The sequence below is a fragment of the uncultured Novosphingobium sp. genome (assembly GCF_964277725.1).
Taxonomy (GTDB): Bacteria; Pseudomonadota; Alphaproteobacteria; order Sphingomonadales; family Sphingomonadaceae; genus Novosphingobium; species Novosphingobium fluoreni.
This window is the reverse complement of record NZ_CAXYKL010000183.1, coordinates 1-16689: the sequence shown is the minus strand read 5'-3', so window position 1 is coordinate 16689 and position 16689 is coordinate 1. Positions and strand designations below refer to the sequence as shown.

At 66.1% G+C, this 16689-nt stretch carries 18 protein-coding genes; 5 read left to right on the top strand and 13 right to left on the bottom strand.

The features are described 5' to 3' along the window. The 3 genes from ACHWRX_RS10205 to glmM form a co-directional block, all read right to left on the bottom strand. Positions 1-173 (bottom strand): bifunctional hydroxymethylpyrimidine kinase/phosphomethylpyrimidine kinase (locus tag ACHWRX_RS10205; RefSeq protein ID WP_394659112.1); only part of this gene is annotated, 173 nt, incomplete at its 3' end. A gap of 103 nt (positions 174-276) precedes the next feature. After that, complete coding sequence (locus ACHWRX_RS10200) at positions 277-501, bottom strand: DUF1272 domain-containing protein (RefSeq protein WP_183615791.1); 225 nt, start codon at positions 499-501, stop codon at positions 277-279. A gap of 1 nt (position 502) precedes the next feature. Beyond that, on the bottom strand, positions 503-1843 hold the full coding sequence (gene glmM / locus ACHWRX_RS10195; RefSeq protein ID WP_394659110.1) for a phosphoglucosamine mutase: 1341 nt from the start codon (positions 1841-1843) through the stop codon (positions 503-505). A gap of 162 nt (positions 1844-2005) precedes the next feature. Between glmM and ACHWRX_RS10190 the strand changes: the two genes are divergently transcribed. Further along, entirely contained in the window at positions 2006-3289 is a 1284-nt protein-coding gene (locus ACHWRX_RS10190; protein WP_394659109.1) for a dicarboxylate/amino acid:cation symporter, read from the top strand. Between the two features lie 88 nt (positions 3290-3377). Here the strand turns inward: ACHWRX_RS10190 and ACHWRX_RS10185 are convergent, their stop codons facing one another. From ACHWRX_RS10185 to gluQRS, 5 genes are all read right to left on the bottom strand, one after another. After that, positions 3378-3692 carry a hypothetical protein gene (locus tag ACHWRX_RS10185; protein WP_394659108.1) on the bottom strand — a complete coding sequence of 105 codons (315 nt, stop codon included), beginning with the start codon at positions 3690-3692 and terminating at the stop codon, positions 3378-3380. A gap of 55 nt (positions 3693-3747) precedes the next feature. Beyond that, positions 3748-4617 carry a 3-hydroxyacyl-CoA dehydrogenase family protein gene (locus ACHWRX_RS10180; RefSeq protein ID WP_394659107.1) on the bottom strand — a complete coding sequence of 290 codons (870 nt, stop codon included), beginning with the start codon at positions 4615-4617 and terminating at the stop codon, positions 3748-3750. 91 nt (positions 4618-4708) lie between these two features. After that, positions 4709-5278 (bottom strand): cob(I)yrinic acid a,c-diamide adenosyltransferase, encoded by a 570-nt coding sequence (locus tag ACHWRX_RS10175; protein WP_394659106.1) that lies wholly within the window; start codon positions 5276-5278, stop codon positions 4709-4711. Between the two features lie 16 nt (positions 5279-5294). Next, positions 5295-5528 carry an HIG1 domain-containing protein gene (locus ACHWRX_RS10170; protein WP_183615785.1) on the bottom strand — a complete coding sequence of 78 codons (234 nt, stop codon included), beginning with the start codon at positions 5526-5528 and terminating at the stop codon, positions 5295-5297. Next, positions 5525-6385, bottom strand: coding sequence for a tRNA glutamyl-Q(34) synthetase GluQRS (gene gluQRS / locus ACHWRX_RS10165; protein WP_394659105.1), 861 nt, complete (start codon positions 6383-6385; stop codon positions 5525-5527). The genes ACHWRX_RS10170 and gluQRS overlap by 4 nt, the downstream gene beginning before the upstream one ends. Positions 6386-6616: 231 nt before the next feature. Between gluQRS and ACHWRX_RS10160 the strand changes: the two genes are divergently transcribed. Further along, positions 6617-7225, top strand: coding sequence for an HNH endonuclease (locus ACHWRX_RS10160; RefSeq protein WP_058737392.1), 609 nt, complete (start codon positions 6617-6619; stop codon positions 7223-7225). 16 nt (positions 7226-7241) lie between these two features. On the opposite strand, the gene ACHWRX_RS10155 is transcribed toward ACHWRX_RS10160, so the two are convergent. Then, the gene (locus ACHWRX_RS10155) at positions 7242-7430 is read right to left on the bottom strand and encodes a hypothetical protein (RefSeq protein ID WP_288416026.1); all 189 of its coding nucleotides are present in this window, start codon (positions 7428-7430) and stop codon (positions 7242-7244) included. A gap of 119 nt (positions 7431-7549) precedes the next feature. Then, positions 7550-10129, bottom strand: coding sequence for a DNA mismatch repair protein MutS (gene mutS, locus ACHWRX_RS10150; protein WP_394659111.1), 2580 nt, complete (start codon positions 10127-10129; stop codon positions 7550-7552). 191 nt (positions 10130-10320) lie between these two features. Here mutS and ACHWRX_RS10145 point away from each other — a divergent pair, with 191 nt between their 5' ends. Further along, positions 10321-12582, top strand: a complete 2262-nt coding sequence (locus ACHWRX_RS10145; RefSeq protein WP_394659104.1) for an NADP-dependent malic enzyme — start codon at positions 10321-10323, stop codon at positions 12580-12582. Positions 12583-12735: 153 nt separating this feature from the next. Here ACHWRX_RS10145 and ACHWRX_RS10140 read toward each other — a convergent pair whose 3' ends face one another. Then, entirely contained in the window at positions 12736-13512 is a 777-nt protein-coding gene (locus ACHWRX_RS10140; RefSeq protein WP_394659103.1) for a sulfite exporter TauE/SafE family protein, read from the bottom strand. Positions 13513-13606: 94 nt separating this feature from the next. On the opposite strand from ACHWRX_RS10140, the gene ACHWRX_RS10135 reads away from it, so the two are divergent. Then, entirely contained in the window at positions 13607-14182 is a 576-nt protein-coding gene (locus ACHWRX_RS10135) for a GNAT family N-acetyltransferase (RefSeq protein WP_394659102.1), read from the top strand. A gap of 36 nt (positions 14183-14218) precedes the next feature. Here ACHWRX_RS10135 and ACHWRX_RS10130 read toward each other — a convergent pair whose 3' ends face one another. Continuing rightward, positions 14219-14932, bottom strand: a complete 714-nt coding sequence (locus tag ACHWRX_RS10130; protein ID WP_394659101.1) for a tRNA (guanine(46)-N(7))-methyltransferase TrmB — start codon at positions 14930-14932, stop codon at positions 14219-14221. 92 nt (positions 14933-15024) lie between these two features. Further along, on the bottom strand, positions 15025-15807 hold the full coding sequence (gene hisN, locus ACHWRX_RS10125; protein ID WP_183615779.1) for a histidinol-phosphatase: 783 nt from the start codon (positions 15805-15807) through the stop codon (positions 15025-15027). A 154-nt stretch (positions 15808-15961) separates the two neighbouring features. On the opposite strand from hisN, the gene ACHWRX_RS10120 reads away from it, so the two are divergent. After that, the coding region (locus tag ACHWRX_RS10120; protein ID WP_394659100.1) for an AraC family transcriptional regulator at positions 15962-16689 on the top strand (728 nt) is incomplete at its 3' end.

Here is a 16689-nt window from a genome sequence, read left to right as displayed (position 1 = left end):
GCTTCCACGCCGGTCACGCCCAGCGAATTCTGCGCGGTGATGGCGGTGATCGCGGTCATCGCGAAGCCGCCCAGCATGGTGATCGTCTTGATGTCCGCCTGGATGCCCGCACCGCCCGAGCTATCGGAGCCGGCAATGGAGAGGATGCGGGGCGGCTTGGCGGGCGAGATCATGCGCTTCTCCTACCCGTTCGTGTCGAGCGAAGTCGAGACTGCTGATGTGGCGTAAAAGGTGTCTCGACTTCGCTCAACACGAACGGGGAAATGCGCTCGGGACCTAGCCCCGAAACTGGCGCTCGTTCGAAGGTGGGCTCTTCACCTGTGCCTTCTTCGATCGCGTCGGCCGGTCGACCAGTTCGCCGCCGCAATTGGGACACAGGTCGTCCAGCGCTTCGGCACACTCGGCGCAAAAGGTGCATTCGAAGCTGCAGATGAACGCACCGGGCGCCTGGGCGGGAAGGTCGGTGCCGCAACGCTCGCAATCGGGACGCATTTCCAGCATGTCAGGCCGCCGCCTTTTCCACCGCGGCGCAGATCGAGGCGACCACCGCCTCGACCTCACCGGCATCATCACCCTCCGCCATCACGCGGATGACTGGCTCGGTGCCCGAAGGCCGGATGACCAGGCGGCCCCTGCCGTTCAGCGAAGCCTCGGCATCGGCGATCACCGCCTTCACGCTGTCTGCCTCCAGCGGCTTGCCGCCGCCAAAGCGCACGTTGCGCAGCAGCTGCGGCACCGGATCGAACAGATGCAGCAGCTCGCTCGCCCGCTTGCCGGACTGGACCAGCGCCGCCAGCACTTGCAGCGCCGCCACGGTGCCGTCTCCGGTGGTCGCGTGATCGAGCAGGATCATGTGGCCCGATTGCTCGCCGCCGACGTTGTATCCACCTTTGCGCATCGCCTCCAGCACATGGCGATCGCCCACGGCGGTGCGCACCAGGTCCAGGCCCTGCCCCTTGAGGAAGCGCTCCAGTCCCAGGTTCGACATCACCGTGGCCACCACGCCGCCGCCGGCCAGCCGGCCCTGCCGCGCCCATTCGCTGCCGATCAGCGCCATGATCTGGTCGCCATCGACGACCTTGCCCTTTTCATCCACCACGATCAGGCGATCGGCATCGCCATCCAGCGCGATGCCGATATCCGCGCCGGAGGAGACCACCGTCTCCTGCAAGGCGCCGACATGGGTTGAGCCGCAATTGAGATTGATGTTCTTGCCGTTGGGGCTGACGCCCAGCGTCACCACTTCCGCGCCCAGTTCCCAGAAGGCGGACGGGGCCACCTGATAGGCCGCGCCGTTCGCGCAATCGACGGCGATCTTCAGCCCATCGAGCCGGATCTCCTTGGCGAGCGAGCCCTTGACCGCGTGGATATAGCGCCCGCGCGCATCCTCGATCCGGCGGGCCCGGCCGATCTCGTCCGAGGCGGCAAGCCCCAGGTCCTGCGAGAGCATCGCCTCGATCGCCAGTTCGTCTGCATCGGAGAGCTTGAAGCCATCGGGGCCGAACAGCTTGATGCCGTTGTCCTCATACGGATTGTGGCTGGCAGAGATCATCACGCCCACGTCCGCGCGCAGTTCCTGCGTCAGCAGCGCGACCGCGGGTGTGGGCATCGGCCCCAGCAGCACGACGTCCATGCCCACGCTGGTGAAACCTGCCACCATCGCGTTTTCCAGCATGTAGCCGGACAGGCGCGTGTCCTTGCCGATCACCACGCGGTGGCGATGGCTGCCGCGCAGAAAGCGCGTGCCCGCCGCCTGGCCGACCTTCATCGCGGTGGCGGCGGTCATCACGCCAGCGTTGGTGCGGCCACGGATGCCGTCAGTGCCGAAGAATTCCTTGCTCATGCCTCGTCCCTAACCCGGCGATGCTTACCATGCGATTGCCGCGGAATTGCGATGTCGTCATCGGGTGCTAAAGCATTGTCCCGGATCACGCGAACCGGTTTTTGGCGATACGCCCGCACGTGGGTGGCAGCATAGGGGCCGTTTGGTGCGTTCAGGAGGGCTATGACGCCAGAAACCGCTGACAACAGCGCCACACGCATGCCCCCGATCACGGTTCCGGCCGGCTGGACCTTTCTGGGCTTGGCGCTGGGTATCGCCCTGGGCTGGTTGCTGAGTGGGACCGCGATATCCGGGCCTCTGCTCGCCGTGGCGGGTCCCGTGGGCAAGCTGTGGCTGCAGGGCCTGACGATGACGATCCTGCCGCTGGTGGCGGCGCTGCTGTTCAACGGCGTGGTCGATACCGTGGCGGCGGCACGCGCCGGTCCGATGGCGCGGCGCACGCTGGGGCTGATCTTCGGCATCCTGGCGTTCAGCGCCATTCTGGGCGGTCTGCTGACCCCGCTGCTGCTAAGCCTGTTCCCCGTGCCCGCAGATGCTGCGCGCGCGATCGGCGCACAAAGCGCTGACCCCGGCCCCGTGCCCGGCATCGGCGATTTTCTGACCGGCCTTATCCCCTCCAACATCGTGTCGGCGGCCGGGGACAACGCGATGCTGCCGGTGATCGTGTTCTTCGCGCTGTTCGCGCTGGCCTCCACGCGTCTGGCGGACGGTCCGCGCCAGACCCTGGCCTCCCTGTTCGAGGGGATCGCAGGCGCGATGATGGTGGTGATCGGCTGGGTTCTGGCGGTTGCGCCGATCGGCGTCTTCGGCCTGGCCTTCAGCGTGGCGGCCGGCAGCGGCGGCGCGGCGATCGGCGCGCTGGCCCATTATGTCTCGATCGTCGCGGCAGTGGGCGGCGTGATTCTTATCGGGGCCTACCTGCTGGCGGTATTCGGTGCCAAGCGCAGCCCGCTTGCCTACGCCCGCGCGATGCTGCCGGCGCAGACGGTAGCGTTCTCCACCCAGTCCTCGCTGGCCAGCCTGCCCGCGATGCTGGTCTCCTGCCGCAATCTGGGCGTGCGCGAGCGGACCGGAGAATTCGTGCTGCCGCTCGCGGTCGCGCTGTTCCGCCCCACCGGCCCGGCGATGAACATGGCCGTCGCCATCTATGCCGCGCACTTGACCGGGGTGACGCTGACGCCGCTGGTGCTGGCGTCCGGCATCCTGACCGCCTTTGCGACGACGATGGGCGCGGTATCTTTACCGGGCGCGATCAGCTTCGTCACATCCTGCGGCCCCGTGGCGATCGCGATGGGCGTGCCGGTGGAGCCTCTGGCGCTATTGGTGGCGGTGGAGATGCTGCCCGACCTGATGCGCACACTGGGCAACGTCAGCATGGACGTGGCGGTGACGGCGACGGTGGATCGGCTGGAAGGTGACGAGGGCGCGCCACGGACGGTGCATTGACCCCCAAACCGGGCTGGGCATGGAGGCACAAAAAAAGCCCTCTCGCCGTAGCAAGAGGGCCTTCCTTATGTTTCGAACCGGGGAGAACTCAGCTGTCGTCGCCGGCGAACTCTTCATCGGCGGCATTGCGTGAGCCATACCGGTTTTCCAGGTCGTCCATGGTCTCTTCGCCATCGAACGCGGCCATGTCGATATTGCCGCTGGATTCCATCTGCTTCATGCGGTCGATCAAGTCGGGCGCATCCCCGTCTTCCAGGCCGCTATCGTCCTTGACGCTGTCCAACGGGGAACGCTCGTCCACGCCGTCCATCGCTTCGTCGGCCACGGTCTGCGCCTGGGTGTCCTCGTCCTCCTGCTCGGGCGTGATATCCTCGCGCGAGAGGTCGCGTTCCTGATTCATCATCGAAATTCTCCTTCACCCGCACAACCGTCGGGTGAAGGATCGGGTTCCGCGTGCCCTAGCGTGAGGGGACAGGCTTTTCGCCCGAGTAGTCGTAGAACCCCTTGCCGGACTTGCGGCCATACCAGCCGGCCTCGACATACTTCTGCAGCAGCGGCGCGGGCCGGTACTTGGGATCGCCGGTGGTGGCGTGGAACACCTTCATGATCTCGTAAAGCGTATCAAGGCCGACGAAATCGCACAGCGTCAGCGGACCCATCGGGTGGTTCAGGCCGATCTTGCAGCCCGCGTCGATATCCTCGACCGAGGCCAGCCCCTCACCCAGCACGAAGATCGCCTCGTTCAGCATCGGGCACAGGATGCGGTTGACCACGAAGCCCGGCGCATCGCCCGCGATCACCACGGTCTTGCCCAGCGCTTCGCCGAATGCCTTCATCTTGTCGATGGTATCCTGCGACGTGGCGAGGCCGGGGATCACCTCGACCAGGCCCATCACCGGTACGGGATTGAAGAAGTGCAGCCCGCAGAACCGCGTCGGATCGGGCGAACCGGCCGCCATGCGCGTGATCGGGATGGAGCTGGTATTGGATGCCAGGATCGCGTTGGGGCCAAGCACCTTGCCCGCCGCCTCGAAGATCTTGGCCTTGATATCCTCGCGCTCGGTCGCGGCTTCGATGATCAGATCAGCCTTCGTCATCGTGGCATAGTCGCCCACGGGGGTGATGCGGGCCAGCAGCGCGTCAGCATCCGCTTGCATCAGCTTCTCTTTCGCGACCAGCTTGGACAAGCCCTTGGCGATGCCGGCCTTGCCCTTCTCTGCCAGTTCGACCGAGACGTCGGACAGGATCACGTCCATGCCCTTGCTGGCGACGGTCTGGGCTATCCCTGCGCCCATGATGCCTGCCCCGATGATGCCGACTGTCTGCATTGCCAATTCTCCCATGCTGCGGTGCGGGATGACTAGCGGGATTGGCAGCGGACGCAACTATGGTTCGGATAGTTGACGGGGGGACAAACCCCTACCGATTGGCCCCCGGCACCCACAACACATCGCCGCCCGCCGCCGCGTTGACCGCGCGGGCCAGGACGAACAGATAATCGCTCAGCCGGTTTACGTAAGCCAGCGCGGCGGGGTTGAGCGGCTGTTCCGCCGCTGCCTTGGTCGCCGCCCGCTCGGCATGGCGGGTGACGGCACGGGCTATGTGAATGCGCGCCGCCGCTTCGCTGCCGCCGGGCAGGATGAAGCTGCGCAGCGGCTCAAGCCCTTCGTTCAGCGCGTCGATCTGCTGCTCCAGCCAGTCGACCTGGCTTTGGACGATCCGCAAGGTCATCTCGCCCGGCGCGAAATCCTCGCCCGGTGTCGCAAGATCGGCGCCCAGATCGAACAGATCGTTTTGAATGCGGGTGAGCGCCGTGGCATGGGGCGACCCGGTCAACCCGCAGACGGCAAGGCCGATCGCGCTATTGGCTTCGTCCACCGCACCGATCGCGGCCATGCGCGCGTCGTGCTTGGCCACGCGCGATCCGTCGACGAGGCCGGTGGTGCCATCGTCGCCCGTGCGCGTGTAAATCCGGTTCAACTTGACCAAGTCAGGTGCGGCCGGATTACTTCGACATTGCCATCAGCAACGCCACCACCACGACGGCGGCGGCCTGATACTTGATGCGGTTGAACATCATCTTGTTCTGCATCATCTGGGCCGGCGTGGCTCCCGTGGCGTTGGGATCGCCCTCCAGGTCCATCTTGGTGCTCTGCATGAAGGCGACGATGCCCCGCACGAGGCTGACGACAACCATGACCATCAGCACGACGATCAAAGGGATAAGGATGTAGCTCATGCCGCTATATGTAGGCCTGAGGACAGGGAAATACCAGCGGGCAAGCGCCCGTCCCGAAGGGCAGCGGCCAGCGCCGGGCCGTCCTCTCCTGCCAGCCGCCGATCGCTGAGCGAGGGCGCGCCGCGCCGCTTGGCCAGCTTGCGGCCATCGGGCTCCAGCAGCACCGCGTGGTGATGCCAAGTGGGCACCGGCAGGCCAAGCAGCGCCTGCAACAACCGGTGGACATGGCTGGCGGCGAACAAGTCCATCCCGCGCGTGACCAGCGTGATGCCGTCCACCGCGTCGTCCAGCGTGGCGGCAAGGTGATAGCTGGCGGGCAGGTCCTTGCGCAAAAGCACCACGTCGCCAAAGATTTCGGGCGTGGCGCGCTGCGGGCCGGCCAGTTCGTCCACCCACTCCAGCGGCACGGCCAGCGAGACCGCCGCCGCCATGTCGATCCGCCACGCCGCGCCTTGCGGGTCGATTGCGCGCTTATTGTCCGGGAGGTGGCGGCAGGTGCCGGAGTAGAGCGGGCCGTCCGGGCCGACCTCGGTCGCCGCCGCCGCGATCTCGGCACGGGTACAGCGGCAGGGGTAGAGCAGGCCCATCGCCTTCAGACGCTCTGCGGCCCCGACATAGCTGGCAAGACGGTGGGACTGGAACACCGGCTCACCATCCCAGGACAGCCCAAGCCAGGCGAGATCGGCCAGCGAGCCGGCGATGAACTCGGGCCGGCTACGCTCGCCATCGATGTCCTCGATCCGCACCTCGAACGTGCCGCCACGCGATCGCGCCAGATCATGCGCGACGATCGCGGCATAAGCATGGCCCAGGTGCAGCGGGCCATTGGGACTGGGGGCAAAGCGGGTTCGGATCATCTGGTTGGTTGGTGTGGCGGGGTGGGGGAAGGTTCGCAAGACGGTTCACGCGACGGCGCGAAGCCTCGAACCACCCCTTCCTTCTTCGCGTCTCCGCACGAGCCCAGAAGATCGAGCTGTGGATTTCCCGCCAACCTTCCCTCAACCGGAACTTGACGCCCCGGCACACACCTGCTGCAATCATGCAATGCCTTGCCATCAAACCGCAATGACGGCCTGCGACAGGAGGCCATGCTCAAGTCGGAGCTGATCGAGCGCGCGGCCCGGTTCCGCAGCGCGGAGGAGGATCCCTCCCGCAGTCTTGCGGACTGTCCGGCATTGGTTCTGAATGCGGACTACACGCCGCTTTCCTACTACCCCCTCAGCTTGTGGCCGTGGCAGACCGCGATCAAGGCGATCGTGCTGGAGCGGGTGGACGTGGTCAGCGTCTATGACCGGGCGGTGCATTCGCCTAGCTGGACGATGCAGATCCCCTCGGTGATCGCACTGCGCCAATATGTGAAGCCTTCCGAATTCCCCGCCTTCACGCGCTTCAACGTATTCCTGCGCGATCGTTTCAGCTGCCAGTATTGCGGCAGTCCGCAGCATCTGACGTTCGACCATGTGGTGCCCCGGCGGCTTGGCGGGCGCACCAGCTGGGAGAATATCCTCACCGCCTGCGCGCCCTGCAACATGAAGAAGGGCGGGCGCACGCCCAAGCAGGCGAAGATGCCGCCGATCGTCCAGCCGATCCGCCCCACTAGCTGGCAATTGCAGGAACGCGGCCGTGCGTTTCCCCCCAATCACCTGCACGAAACCTGGCGGGACTGGCTCTATTGGGATGTCGAGCTGGAGGCCTGAGCCCCAGGAATACGCCCTAGTTCGCGCTGTCCTTGTCCCAGGGGCTCTTCGCATGATGCTGGGCCTGCGCGGTGGGCTTGGCATCGTCTTCATCGGGTGACGGGACCAGGCAATACGCCGTCACCAGCACGCCCGCCGACCACCACAGCGCCCGCCAGCGACTGCGAAACACGGTGCGGATCGATGGACCAAGCGTGGAGATCATCAGCGGCAACTTTCTCAGAGCCGTTCGTGTCGAGCGAAGTCGAGACACAATAGCGCGACGCCAGCATGCCTTGACCGCGCTCGACACGAACGGATCAGGGACGTCTAGGCTATAGACCGTTAATTCTCCGTGCCTGCTTCGCGCTTCAGATCGTAGATCAGTTCCAGCGCCTCGCGCGGGGTGAGGGCGTCGGCGTCGATCGCGTTGATGCGATCGCGCATGGTGTCGCAGGCTTCCTCGCGCGCGGCTTCTGCGGCGGCGAACAGCGGCAGGTCGCCCAGCCCCGCCGCCAGTCCCCCGGTTTGCGCGCGGCCCTTCTCCAGCTTGTCCAGCACAGACTTGGCGCGGCTGACCACTTTGGCCGGCACCCCCGCCAGCCGCGCCACCGCCAGGCCATAGCTGCGGTCCGCCGGGCCTTCCGCTAGTTCGTGCAGCAGCACCAGATCGCCCTTCCACTCGCGCGCGCGGACGTGGTGGAGCGAGAGCGCGTCGCACGTCTCGGCCAGCCGGGCCAGTTCGTGGTAATGCGTGGCGAACAGACAGCGGCAACGGTTGGTCTCATGCACCGCCTCCGCCACCGCCCAGGCCAGCGCGAGCCCGTCATACGTGCTGGTGCCGCGCCCCACTTCGTCCAGGATCACGAAGCTGCGCTCCGTCGCCTGCGCCAGGATCGCAGCGGTCTCCACCATCTCGACCATGAAGGTGGAACGGCCCTTGGCCAGATTGTCCGAAGCCCCAACGCGGCTGAACAGACGGTCCACCAGGCCGATGCGCGCCCGGCTCGCGGGCACGAAACCACCGGCTTGCGCCAGCAGCACGATCAGCGCGTTCTGGCGCAGGAACGTGGACTTGCCACCCATGTTCGGCCCGCCGATCAGCCAGAGCCGATCATAGGACGCCAGCTTGCAATCGTTGGCCACGAACCGTTCGCCCTGTGCCGCCAGCGCCGCTTCGACCACGGGGTGCCGTCCGCCCTCGATCTCCAGGCATGTGGCGTCGACGATCTCGGGCGCGGTCCAGCCGCCTTGCGCCGCGCGCTCGGCCTGGCCCGCCGCCACGTCGATGCGGGCCAGCGCCGCCGCCGTCGCCGCGATGGCGTTGCGCGCAGCCACCACGGCGGCCACCAATTCCTCGAAGTGCGATTCCTCCGCGGCCAGAGCATGCCCACCCGCCTCGGCGATGCGGCTCGCTTCCTCATGCAGCGCCATCGCGTTGAAGCGCATCGCCCCCGCCATCGTCTGCCGGTGCGTGAAGCCGCTGTCGGGCAGGAGCAGCTTGTCGGCATGGCGCTGCGGCACTTCGATGAAGTAGCCCAGCACGTTGTTGTGCTTGATCTTCAGCGCGGCGACGCCGGTTTCTTCGCGGTATCGGGCTTCCAGCGCGGCGATCGCGCGGCGGGCATTGCCGGAGGTACGGCGCAGTTCGTCCAGAGCGGCGTCATACCCCTCGGCGATGAAGCCGCCCTGCCCGCGCTCGGTCGGCGGGGCGGCCACCAGCGCGCGGTTCAGCCAGTCGACCAGCTCGCCATGCCCCGCCAGAGCGGGCAGCAGCCGGGCGAGCAGACCCGGCATATCCTGATGCCGCGCCAGCCGCTCATGAATGCCGCGCGCGCCGCCCAGGCCATCGCGCAATTGCCCCAGATCGCGCGGGGAGCCCCGCCCCGCCACCACCCGGCCCAGCGCACGGCCGATATCGGGCAGCGCGCGCAAGGCCGCGCGCACATCGTCGCGCTGCAAGGCGTCGTCATGCCACCAGCCGACCAGAGCCAGCCGCTCGGCGATGGCCGCACGGTCGGTCAGCGGAGCAGAAAGATCGTCCGCCAGCTGGCGTGCCCCCGCCCCGGTGACGCAGCGGTCGATCGCGTCGATCAGGCTGCCCTTGCGCTGGCCTTGCGCCGATTGCAGGATCTCCAGGCTCGCCCGCGTCGCCTCGTCCATGGCGAGCGCGGTGTCACCGGCGCGTGCTTCGGGGGGCAGCAGCAGCGGCAGCTTGCCGCGCCCGACATGCTCCAGATAGGCGATCAGGCCGCCCGCCGCGCTCAGCATCGCGCGGCCGAACATGCCGAACCCTTCCAGCGTGGCGACGCCGTGCAGCGTCTTCAGCCGAGTCTCTCCGCCCTCGCTGGAAAAATCGCGCGCGGGGCGCGGGATCGCATCGACGGGCGCATCCCAATCCTCGGGCGAGACCAGTTCGCTTGCCCCCAGCCGCGCCAGCGCCGCGCCCATGCGGTCTGGCGCGCACTCCTCCAGCTCCATGCGCCCGGTCGAGATGTCGCACGCGGCGATGCCGACGATGCCGCGCACTTCGCATACCGCCGCCAGCACATTGGCGCGGCGCGGTTCGAGCAGCGCCTCCTCGGTCAAGGTGCCGGCCGTCACGAAGCGCACGATGTCCCGCGCCACCAGCGCCTTGGAGCCTCCGCGCTTCTTGGCCTCCGCCGGGCTTTCGGTCTGCTCGGCGATGGCGACGCGGCACCCTGCGCGGATCAGGCGCGCCAGATACCCTTCCGAAGAGTGCACCGGCACGCCGCACATCGGGATCGGCGCGCCGTTATGCTCGCCCCGGCTGGTCAGCGAGATGTCCAGGATCGCCGCCGCCGTCTTCGCATCGTCGAAGAACAGCTCGAAGAAATCCCCCATGCGGTAGAACAGCAGGCAGTCCCCCGCCTCTTCTCGCAGCGCGAGATATTGCGCCATCATCGGCGTGTGGGCAGCTGCATCGGCCATGGTTGCGCCGGGTTAGCGCCGAGTTGCATGATTCGGAACGGGCGCAGGGCAGCTTTCCCCTACCAAGAACGCCTAACTTTGGTTAGGGCGCAGCTCGAAAGATACAGGCCGATAGATGCAGCCACCGGATCGCGGCTGCGCTTCGCCACAGCGGGAGACTTGGCGTGACAGACGAAACCAGGGTTCAGTTCACCGACCGCGAAGCGCTGTTCTATCACCAGACGATCCGCCCCGGTAAGATCGAGATCATCGCCAGCAAGCCGATGACGACGCAGCGCGACCTTTCGCTGGCCTATTCGCCGGGCGTCGCCGTGCCGGTGCAGGCCATCGCCGACAATCCCGCAGACGCTTACGAATATACCGCCAAGGGCAACCTGGTCGCCGTGATCTCCAACGGCACGGCCATCCTGGGCATGGGCAACCTGGGCGCGCTGGCCTCCAAGCCGGTGATGGAAGGCAAGGCGGTACTGTTCAAGCGCTTCGCCGATGTCGATTCCATCGATCTCGAAGTCGACACCGAAGACCCCGAGGCGTTCATCAACGCCGTCGCCCTGCTGGAGCCCAGCTTCGGCGGCATCAACCTTGAGGATATCAAGGCCCCGGAATGCTTCATCATCGAGCAGGCGCTGCGCGATCGGATGAACATCCCCGTCATGCATGACGACCAGCACGGCACCGCGATCATCGCGGCGGCGGGCGTGATCAACGCCTGCCTCATCACCGGGCGCAAGCTGAAGGACGTGCGGATGGTGGTGAACGGCGCCGGCGCATCCGCGCTGGCCTGCACCGCGCTGATCAAGGGCATGGGCGTGCCGCACGAGAACGTGACCGTTTGCGATCGTTCGGGCCCGATCTATCCCGGCCGCGCCGACGTGGACCAGTGGAAGAGCGCGCACGCCATCCCCACCCAGGCCCGCACTCTGGAAGAAGCGCTGGTGGGCGCGGACATCTTCCTGGGCCTGTCCGCCGCCGGAGCGCTGAAGCCCGAGTGGGTGGCGAAGATGGCCAAAAGCCCGATCATCTTCGCGATGGCCAATCCCACGCCCGAGATCATGCCGGACGAGGCGAAGGCCGTGCGCCCCGATGCCATCATCGCCACGGGCCGCTCGGACTTTCCGAACCAAGTCAACAACGTGCTGGGTTTCCCCTTCATCTTCCGCGGCGCGCTGGACGTGCGCGCCACCGCGATCAACGAAGAGATGAAGATCGCCGCCGCCCGCGCGATCGCCGAGCTGGCGCGCGAGCAGGTGCCGGAGGAAGTGGCCGCCGCCTATGGCAAGAACCACCAGTTCGGGCCCGAGTATATCATCCCCGCGCCGTTCGATCCGCGCCTGATGGAGCGCGTGTCCTCCGCCGTCGCCAAGGCCGCGATGGACAGCGGCGTGGCGCAAAAGCACATCGAGGATTTCGACGCCTACCGTCACGCCCTGAAGGCGCGCCTCAACCCCACCACTTCGGTGCTGACCAACGTCTATGCCAAGGTGAAGGAAGATCCCAAGCGCGTGATCTTCGCCGAGGGCGAGGACGAAGTGGTGCTGCGCGCCGCCGTGCAATACCGTGAATTCGGCTATGGCGAGCCGGTGCTGGTCGGTCGCACCCAGGCCGTGCTCGACAAGATGAAGGAACTGGGCGTCGGCGACCCGGAAAGCTACACGATCGAAAATTCCGCCGTCTCCGAACACGTCGAGCCGATGGTGCAGATGCTGTATGAGCGCCTGCAGCGTCGCGGCTTCCTGGAGCGGGACGTGCGCCGCATGGTCAACCAGGATCGCAATGTCTTCGCCTCGGGCCTGCTCAAGCTGGGCGTGGGCGATGCCATGATCACCGGCATGACCCGCACTTTCGCGCAGTCCATCAAGGAAGTGCGCCAGGTGCTGGACCCCAAGCCCGGCGCGCTGCCTTTCGGCATCCACATGCTGGTGTCCAAGAACCACACCGTGTTCATGTCAGACACCACGATCAACGAGCGTCCGGGCCCTGACGACCTGGTGGTGATCGCGCGTGAGACCGCCGCCGTCGCCCGCCGCCTGGGCCATGAGCCGCGCGTGGCGTTCCTTTCGTACTCCACTTTCGGCAACCCCGCCGGTCGCTGGCTGGAAACGGTGCGCGAGGCGGTCCACATCCTCGACAAGGAGCCGCAGGACTTCGAGTACGAAGGCGATCTGGCCCCGGACGCCGCGCTCAACCCCAAGATCATGAAGCTCTATCCGTTCTCGCGCCTGTCCGCGCCGGCGAACGTGCTGATCATGCCGGGGCTGCAATCGGCCAATATCTCGGCCAAGCTGCTGCGCGAAGTCGGCGGGGCGACCACGATCGGCCCGATGCTGATCGGCATGGAAAAGCCCGTGCAAGTCGTACCGATGACCGCGATCGCGCCCGACGTGCTGACCAGCGCAGTGCTGGCAGCGTCAGGCGTGGTGGGGTGAGGTTTAGCTGAGCCCACCCCCTTCACCGTTCGTGTCGAGCGAATTCGAGACGCGGCAGCGCCAAGCCAGCGTATCTCGACTTCGCTGAACACGAACGGGACGGCGGGATGACAGGAAACGGGGCGCGCTTGATTTCGGCGGCAGCCCCCGCATTCAGAACCAGGCTTTGTAAATCCCGAAGGCGCTGGTTGCGGTGAGCACCACGCCGACCAGGATCAGCATCGGCTTGACCGGAATACGCTTGGCCGCCCATGCCCCGATGGGTGCCGCCATGACTCCGCCGATCAGCAGACCCAGGGTTGCGCCGGCCAGGTCCGCCACGCCGATGTGCAGGATGAACGCGATCGAGACGGTCACGGTCAGGAAGAACTCGACCGAGTTGACCGTGCCCACCACCTTGCGCGGGTCCGCGCCCTGGATCAGCAGGTTGGAGGTGACGACCGGGCCCCAGCCCCCGCCGCCCGCCACATCTAGGAAACCACCGACGAGGCCGAGCGGCGCGATCAGTTTGGCTTCGCGCAGCTTGGGCGGATAGAGCAGGCCGCGTACCAGCAGCCAGATGCCGATCGCGGTAAGGTATAGTAGCACGAACGGCTTCACCACGCCCGCATCCAGCGAGGACAGCAGGTACGCGCCCAGTATGCCGCCGATCATGCCGGGGATCAGCAGGCTGAAGAACAGCTTCTTGTCGATATTGCCGTGCAGAAGATGGCTGATGCCGCTGGTGGCAGTGGTGAAGCATTCCACCAGGTGGACCCGCTGCGAGGCCAGGGCCGGCGGCACCCCCAGCACGCCGACCAGCATGGTGTTGGTGATCACGCCGAACGCCATGCCCAAAGCACCGTCCACCAGCTGCGCGGCGAACCCGACGGCGATGAACGGCAGCAACGCAGTGAAATCAAACTGACCAAAGATTGCGCCGAAATCCATGCCTGCCCCACATTATGTCGATTGGAGTGGTAGACATAATTTCGGCAAATGCCAGTGTCTTATTGTTGTTGCACGGCAAGGCCGGCTATCGGGCGTGGCGGCTTGCATCGCAGTGGCCGCCGAAGAGGAATTGACCGTGGATGCCATCCATACCGACCGACTGACGTTGCGCGCCTTTCGCGAGGATGATGCGCAAGATCTCCTCGGCTATCTGCACCAGCCCGGTGCCAGCTGCTTCCTGTTGATGAGGCTGGATGACCTGCCCGCCGCCCGCGCCGCCGCGATCAAGCGCAGCAGCGAACCCGATACCTACGCCTTGGAGCATCACCCCAGCGGCCGGGTGATCGGCGAGGTTTTCGGCCATCTCGAACCGCCTGACACATTCTCGATCGCTTGGATGATCCACCCCGATTTGGCGGGCCAGGGCCTGGCCCATGAAGCGGCGAAGGCGATCGTCGGTCACCTTTTCCAGCAACGCGACGTGCGGCGCGTATATGCCTATGTCGAGACGGACAACCTGCCCTCACAGCGGTTGTGCGCCCGCCTGGGCATGCGGCAGGAAGGCCTGTTCAAGGAATTCATCTCCTTCGAAAACGATGCAACCGGAAAGCCGATCTATGTCGATACGATGCAGTTCGCACTTTTGAAAACGGAGTGGGCGGCAGCCTGAAACCGCAGGCCTACATGCCACTCGCTCCTGCATTCGTCACGAACGGCGGTATCGAAAGTACCACACCTCATGCCCCAGCTTGCGCGCCTTCGCCTCATAGCGGGTTTCGGGCCAGCCGCCGGGGCGGTTGAGGAAATCGGCGGGCTTTTCGCATAGCCATTGGAAGGTATCGGTGTGCCGCTGCATCACCATCAGGGCGTGGCGCAAGTAGATCGGATGGTCGGTGCCGAAGCGGAACTCGCCGCCGGGCTTCAGCTTGGCGGCGAACATGCGCACCGGCCCGTCGTTCATCATCCGCCGCTTGGCATGGCGCGCCTTGGGCCAGGGATCGGGATGCAGCAGGTACAGGAAAGAGAGCGACGCATCCGGCACGCGCGCCAGCACTTCCAGCGCATCGCCGTGATGGATGCGCACATTGCCCAGCGGAGTGCCCGCGCCATTATCGCCATCCACATGGGTCAGCGCCTGGGCGACGCCGTTGATGAAGGGCTCGCAGCCGATGAAGCCGTGATCGGGCAGCATGTCTGCCCGACCGGCCATGTGCTCCCCACCGCCGAAGCCGATCTCGAAATGCAGCGGACGCGGTGATCCGAACAGCCGCTCAGCCGTGACCGGGCCTTCGTCCGGCACCGCGATGCGCGGTAGCAGCGTGTCGACGAGACCCTGCTGGCCTGCGCGCAGGGTCTTGCCCTTGGCGCGGCCATAGAGGCGGTTGAGCGTGGTGGGATCGCCGGGTTTGTTCGCGGTCATGACCCGGGCCGATGGCAGGGCCGCCGCTATGGGTCAATGGCCCGGCCGGCCTTAGGGCGTGTCGGCGCGTCATCTTCTGAATGCGATGCGCCCTAGTGATGGCAGGCCATGGCCTCGATCACATCCTCCAGCCGCGCCGGATCGCCGATCGCCAGCACGTGATCGCCCGAACCCTGGTGCAACGGCTCCCCATTCCAGTCACACATCGTGCCGCCCGCGCCTTCGACGATCGGAACCAGCGCCGCCCAATCGTGCAGTTTCAGCCCGGCTTCGCAGATCAGATCGAGATGCCCGCTCGCCAGCAGGCCGTAGTTGTAGCAGTCCCCACCCATCATCATGCGTTTGTGGTCGGTCTTGGCGGCCAGCGCCATGAAGTGCTCGCCCTGATGATCGTCGAAATATTGCGGGCCGGTGGTGGCCAGCATCGCCTGGTCAAGTTGTGGGCAGGCGCGTGTGCGCACCTCCTTGCCGTTGAACGTGGTCGCCCGGCCGCTGGCGCCCACCCAGCGCTCGCCCAGGATCGGCTGGTCGATCACGCCCAGCACCGGCCAGCCGTCCACCAGCAGCGCGATCAGCGTGCCGAAGATCGGGCGACCGCCCAGGAACGAAACGGTGCCGTCGATCGGGTCCAGCACCCAGGTGCGATTGTTGCTGGCGGCATCCTCGCCAAACTCCTCGCCGATGATGCCATCGCGCGGCACCTCGGCCTTGAGGATGCGGCGCATCGCCTCTTCGGCGGCGCGATCGGCGATGGTGACGGGCGAGGCGTCGGTCTTGCGCTCCGCCCCCAGGCCAGAGCGGAAGTGCGGGCGGATCGCCGCGCCTGCGGCATCGGCGAGGCGCATGGCCAGCGCGAGTTCAGTGTCTAGTTTCATGCGTGGTGCTTGCCAGCCCTACCGCCCCAGAGCAAGCGGCAGGCAGGAAAGACAAAAACGTGCCGTTTGTTTGGTTACGTTAGTGAAACAATTGTAATAGCCAGTCGATTTCCCCTAACCATAATGAGGGGCAACACTCAATCATGAGGGAGGCATGATCCGTACTTCGCGGCCAGCGGTCGATCCACGTGTCGTGCCTGTTTTCGGCACAACCCGCGAGGGGCAACCCTTGTCTTATAACCGTGCGCCCGCTCCAGACCTTGCCCCCTGGCTTGCCAGACTGTCCGTGACGCGGATGCGACTTGCGGAGGGGCAGACCCTTGCTTGCGGCTTGTTTGCCGATGCCGCCGGAATCCGTATCCACTTGGGCGGCCACGCCGAAGTCGATACCGTTCACGGCGTGACGCATCAGGAACGCAGCGCCGTGTTCATGGGCCCGCAGACGAAGATACTGCCCGTTCGCCTCAGCGGAGATTTCGTGAGCGTTGGCGTGGCGTACCGGCCCAGCGCCTGCACCCCTTTGCTCGGACCGATCATGCCGCAACTGGTCGATCGGGTGACCCCGGCCTTGTATTGGCCTGAAGCGCAGCTGCTGGCGCTGTTCAAGGCGTCCGATCACCCGGAGGCGCAGCTTCAGGCAATCGAGGGATTGTTTCGCGAACGAGTCGCCGCGTTGCGCGATATCCAGCCGGAGCCGATCACCGCGCGTTTCGAGGAAATCGCCTTCATCGATCCGGCGATGTCGATCGCCCAGGCCGCGCGTGAGATCGGCGTGGATCGCCGGCGGCTGGAGCGACTGGTGGTGCGCGATTTCGGCCTGCCGCCCAAGCAGGTCCTGCGCCGCGCCCGCGCGCTCGACATGGCGAGCTATTTGCGCGGCGT

Excerpts from the sequence above, each read along its gene's own strand:
- ACHWRX_RS10200 (WP_183615791.1), bottom strand. The coding sequence starts at position 501 with ATGCTGGAAATGCGTCCCGATTGCGAGCGTTGCGGCACCGACCTTCCC.
- glmM (WP_394659110.1), bottom strand. The coding sequence starts at position 1,843 with ATGAGCAAGGAATTCTTCGGCACTGACGGCATCCGTGGCCGCACCAAC.
- ACHWRX_RS10190 (WP_394659109.1), top strand. The coding sequence starts at position 2,006 with ATGACGCCAGAAACCGCTGACAACAGCGCCACACGCATGCCCCCGATC.
- ACHWRX_RS10185 (WP_394659108.1), bottom strand. The coding sequence starts at position 3,692 with ATGATGAATCAGGAACGCGACCTCTCGCGCGAGGATATCACGCCCGAG.
- ACHWRX_RS10180 (WP_394659107.1), bottom strand. The coding sequence starts at position 4,617 with ATGCAGACAGTCGGCATCATCGGGGCAGGCATCATGGGCGCAGGGATA.
- ACHWRX_RS10170 (WP_183615785.1), bottom strand. The coding sequence starts at position 5,528 with ATGAGCTACATCCTTATCCCTTTGATCGTCGTGCTGATGGTCATGGTT.
- gluQRS (WP_394659105.1), bottom strand. The coding sequence starts at position 6,385 with ATGATCCGAACCCGCTTTGCCCCCAGTCCCAATGGCCCGCTGCACCTG.
- ACHWRX_RS10160 (WP_058737392.1), top strand. The coding sequence starts at position 6,617 with ATGCTCAAGTCGGAGCTGATCGAGCGCGCGGCCCGGTTCCGCAGCGCG.
- ACHWRX_RS10155 (WP_288416026.1), bottom strand. The coding sequence starts at position 7,430 with ATGATCTCCACGCTTGGTCCATCGATCCGCACCGTGTTTCGCAGTCGC.
- mutS (WP_394659111.1), bottom strand. The coding sequence starts at position 10,129 with ATGATGGCGCAATATCTCGCGCTGCGAGAAGAGGCGGGGGACTGCCTG.
- ACHWRX_RS10140 (WP_394659103.1), bottom strand. The coding sequence starts at position 13,512 with ATGGATTTCGGCGCAATCTTTGGTCAGTTTGATTTCACTGCGTTGCTG.
- ACHWRX_RS10130 (WP_394659101.1), bottom strand. The coding sequence starts at position 14,932 with ATGACCGCGAACAAACCCGGCGATCCCACCACGCTCAACCGCCTCTAT.
- hisN (WP_183615779.1), bottom strand. The coding sequence starts at position 15,807 with ATGAAACTAGACACTGAACTCGCGCTGGCCATGCGCCTCGCCGATGCC.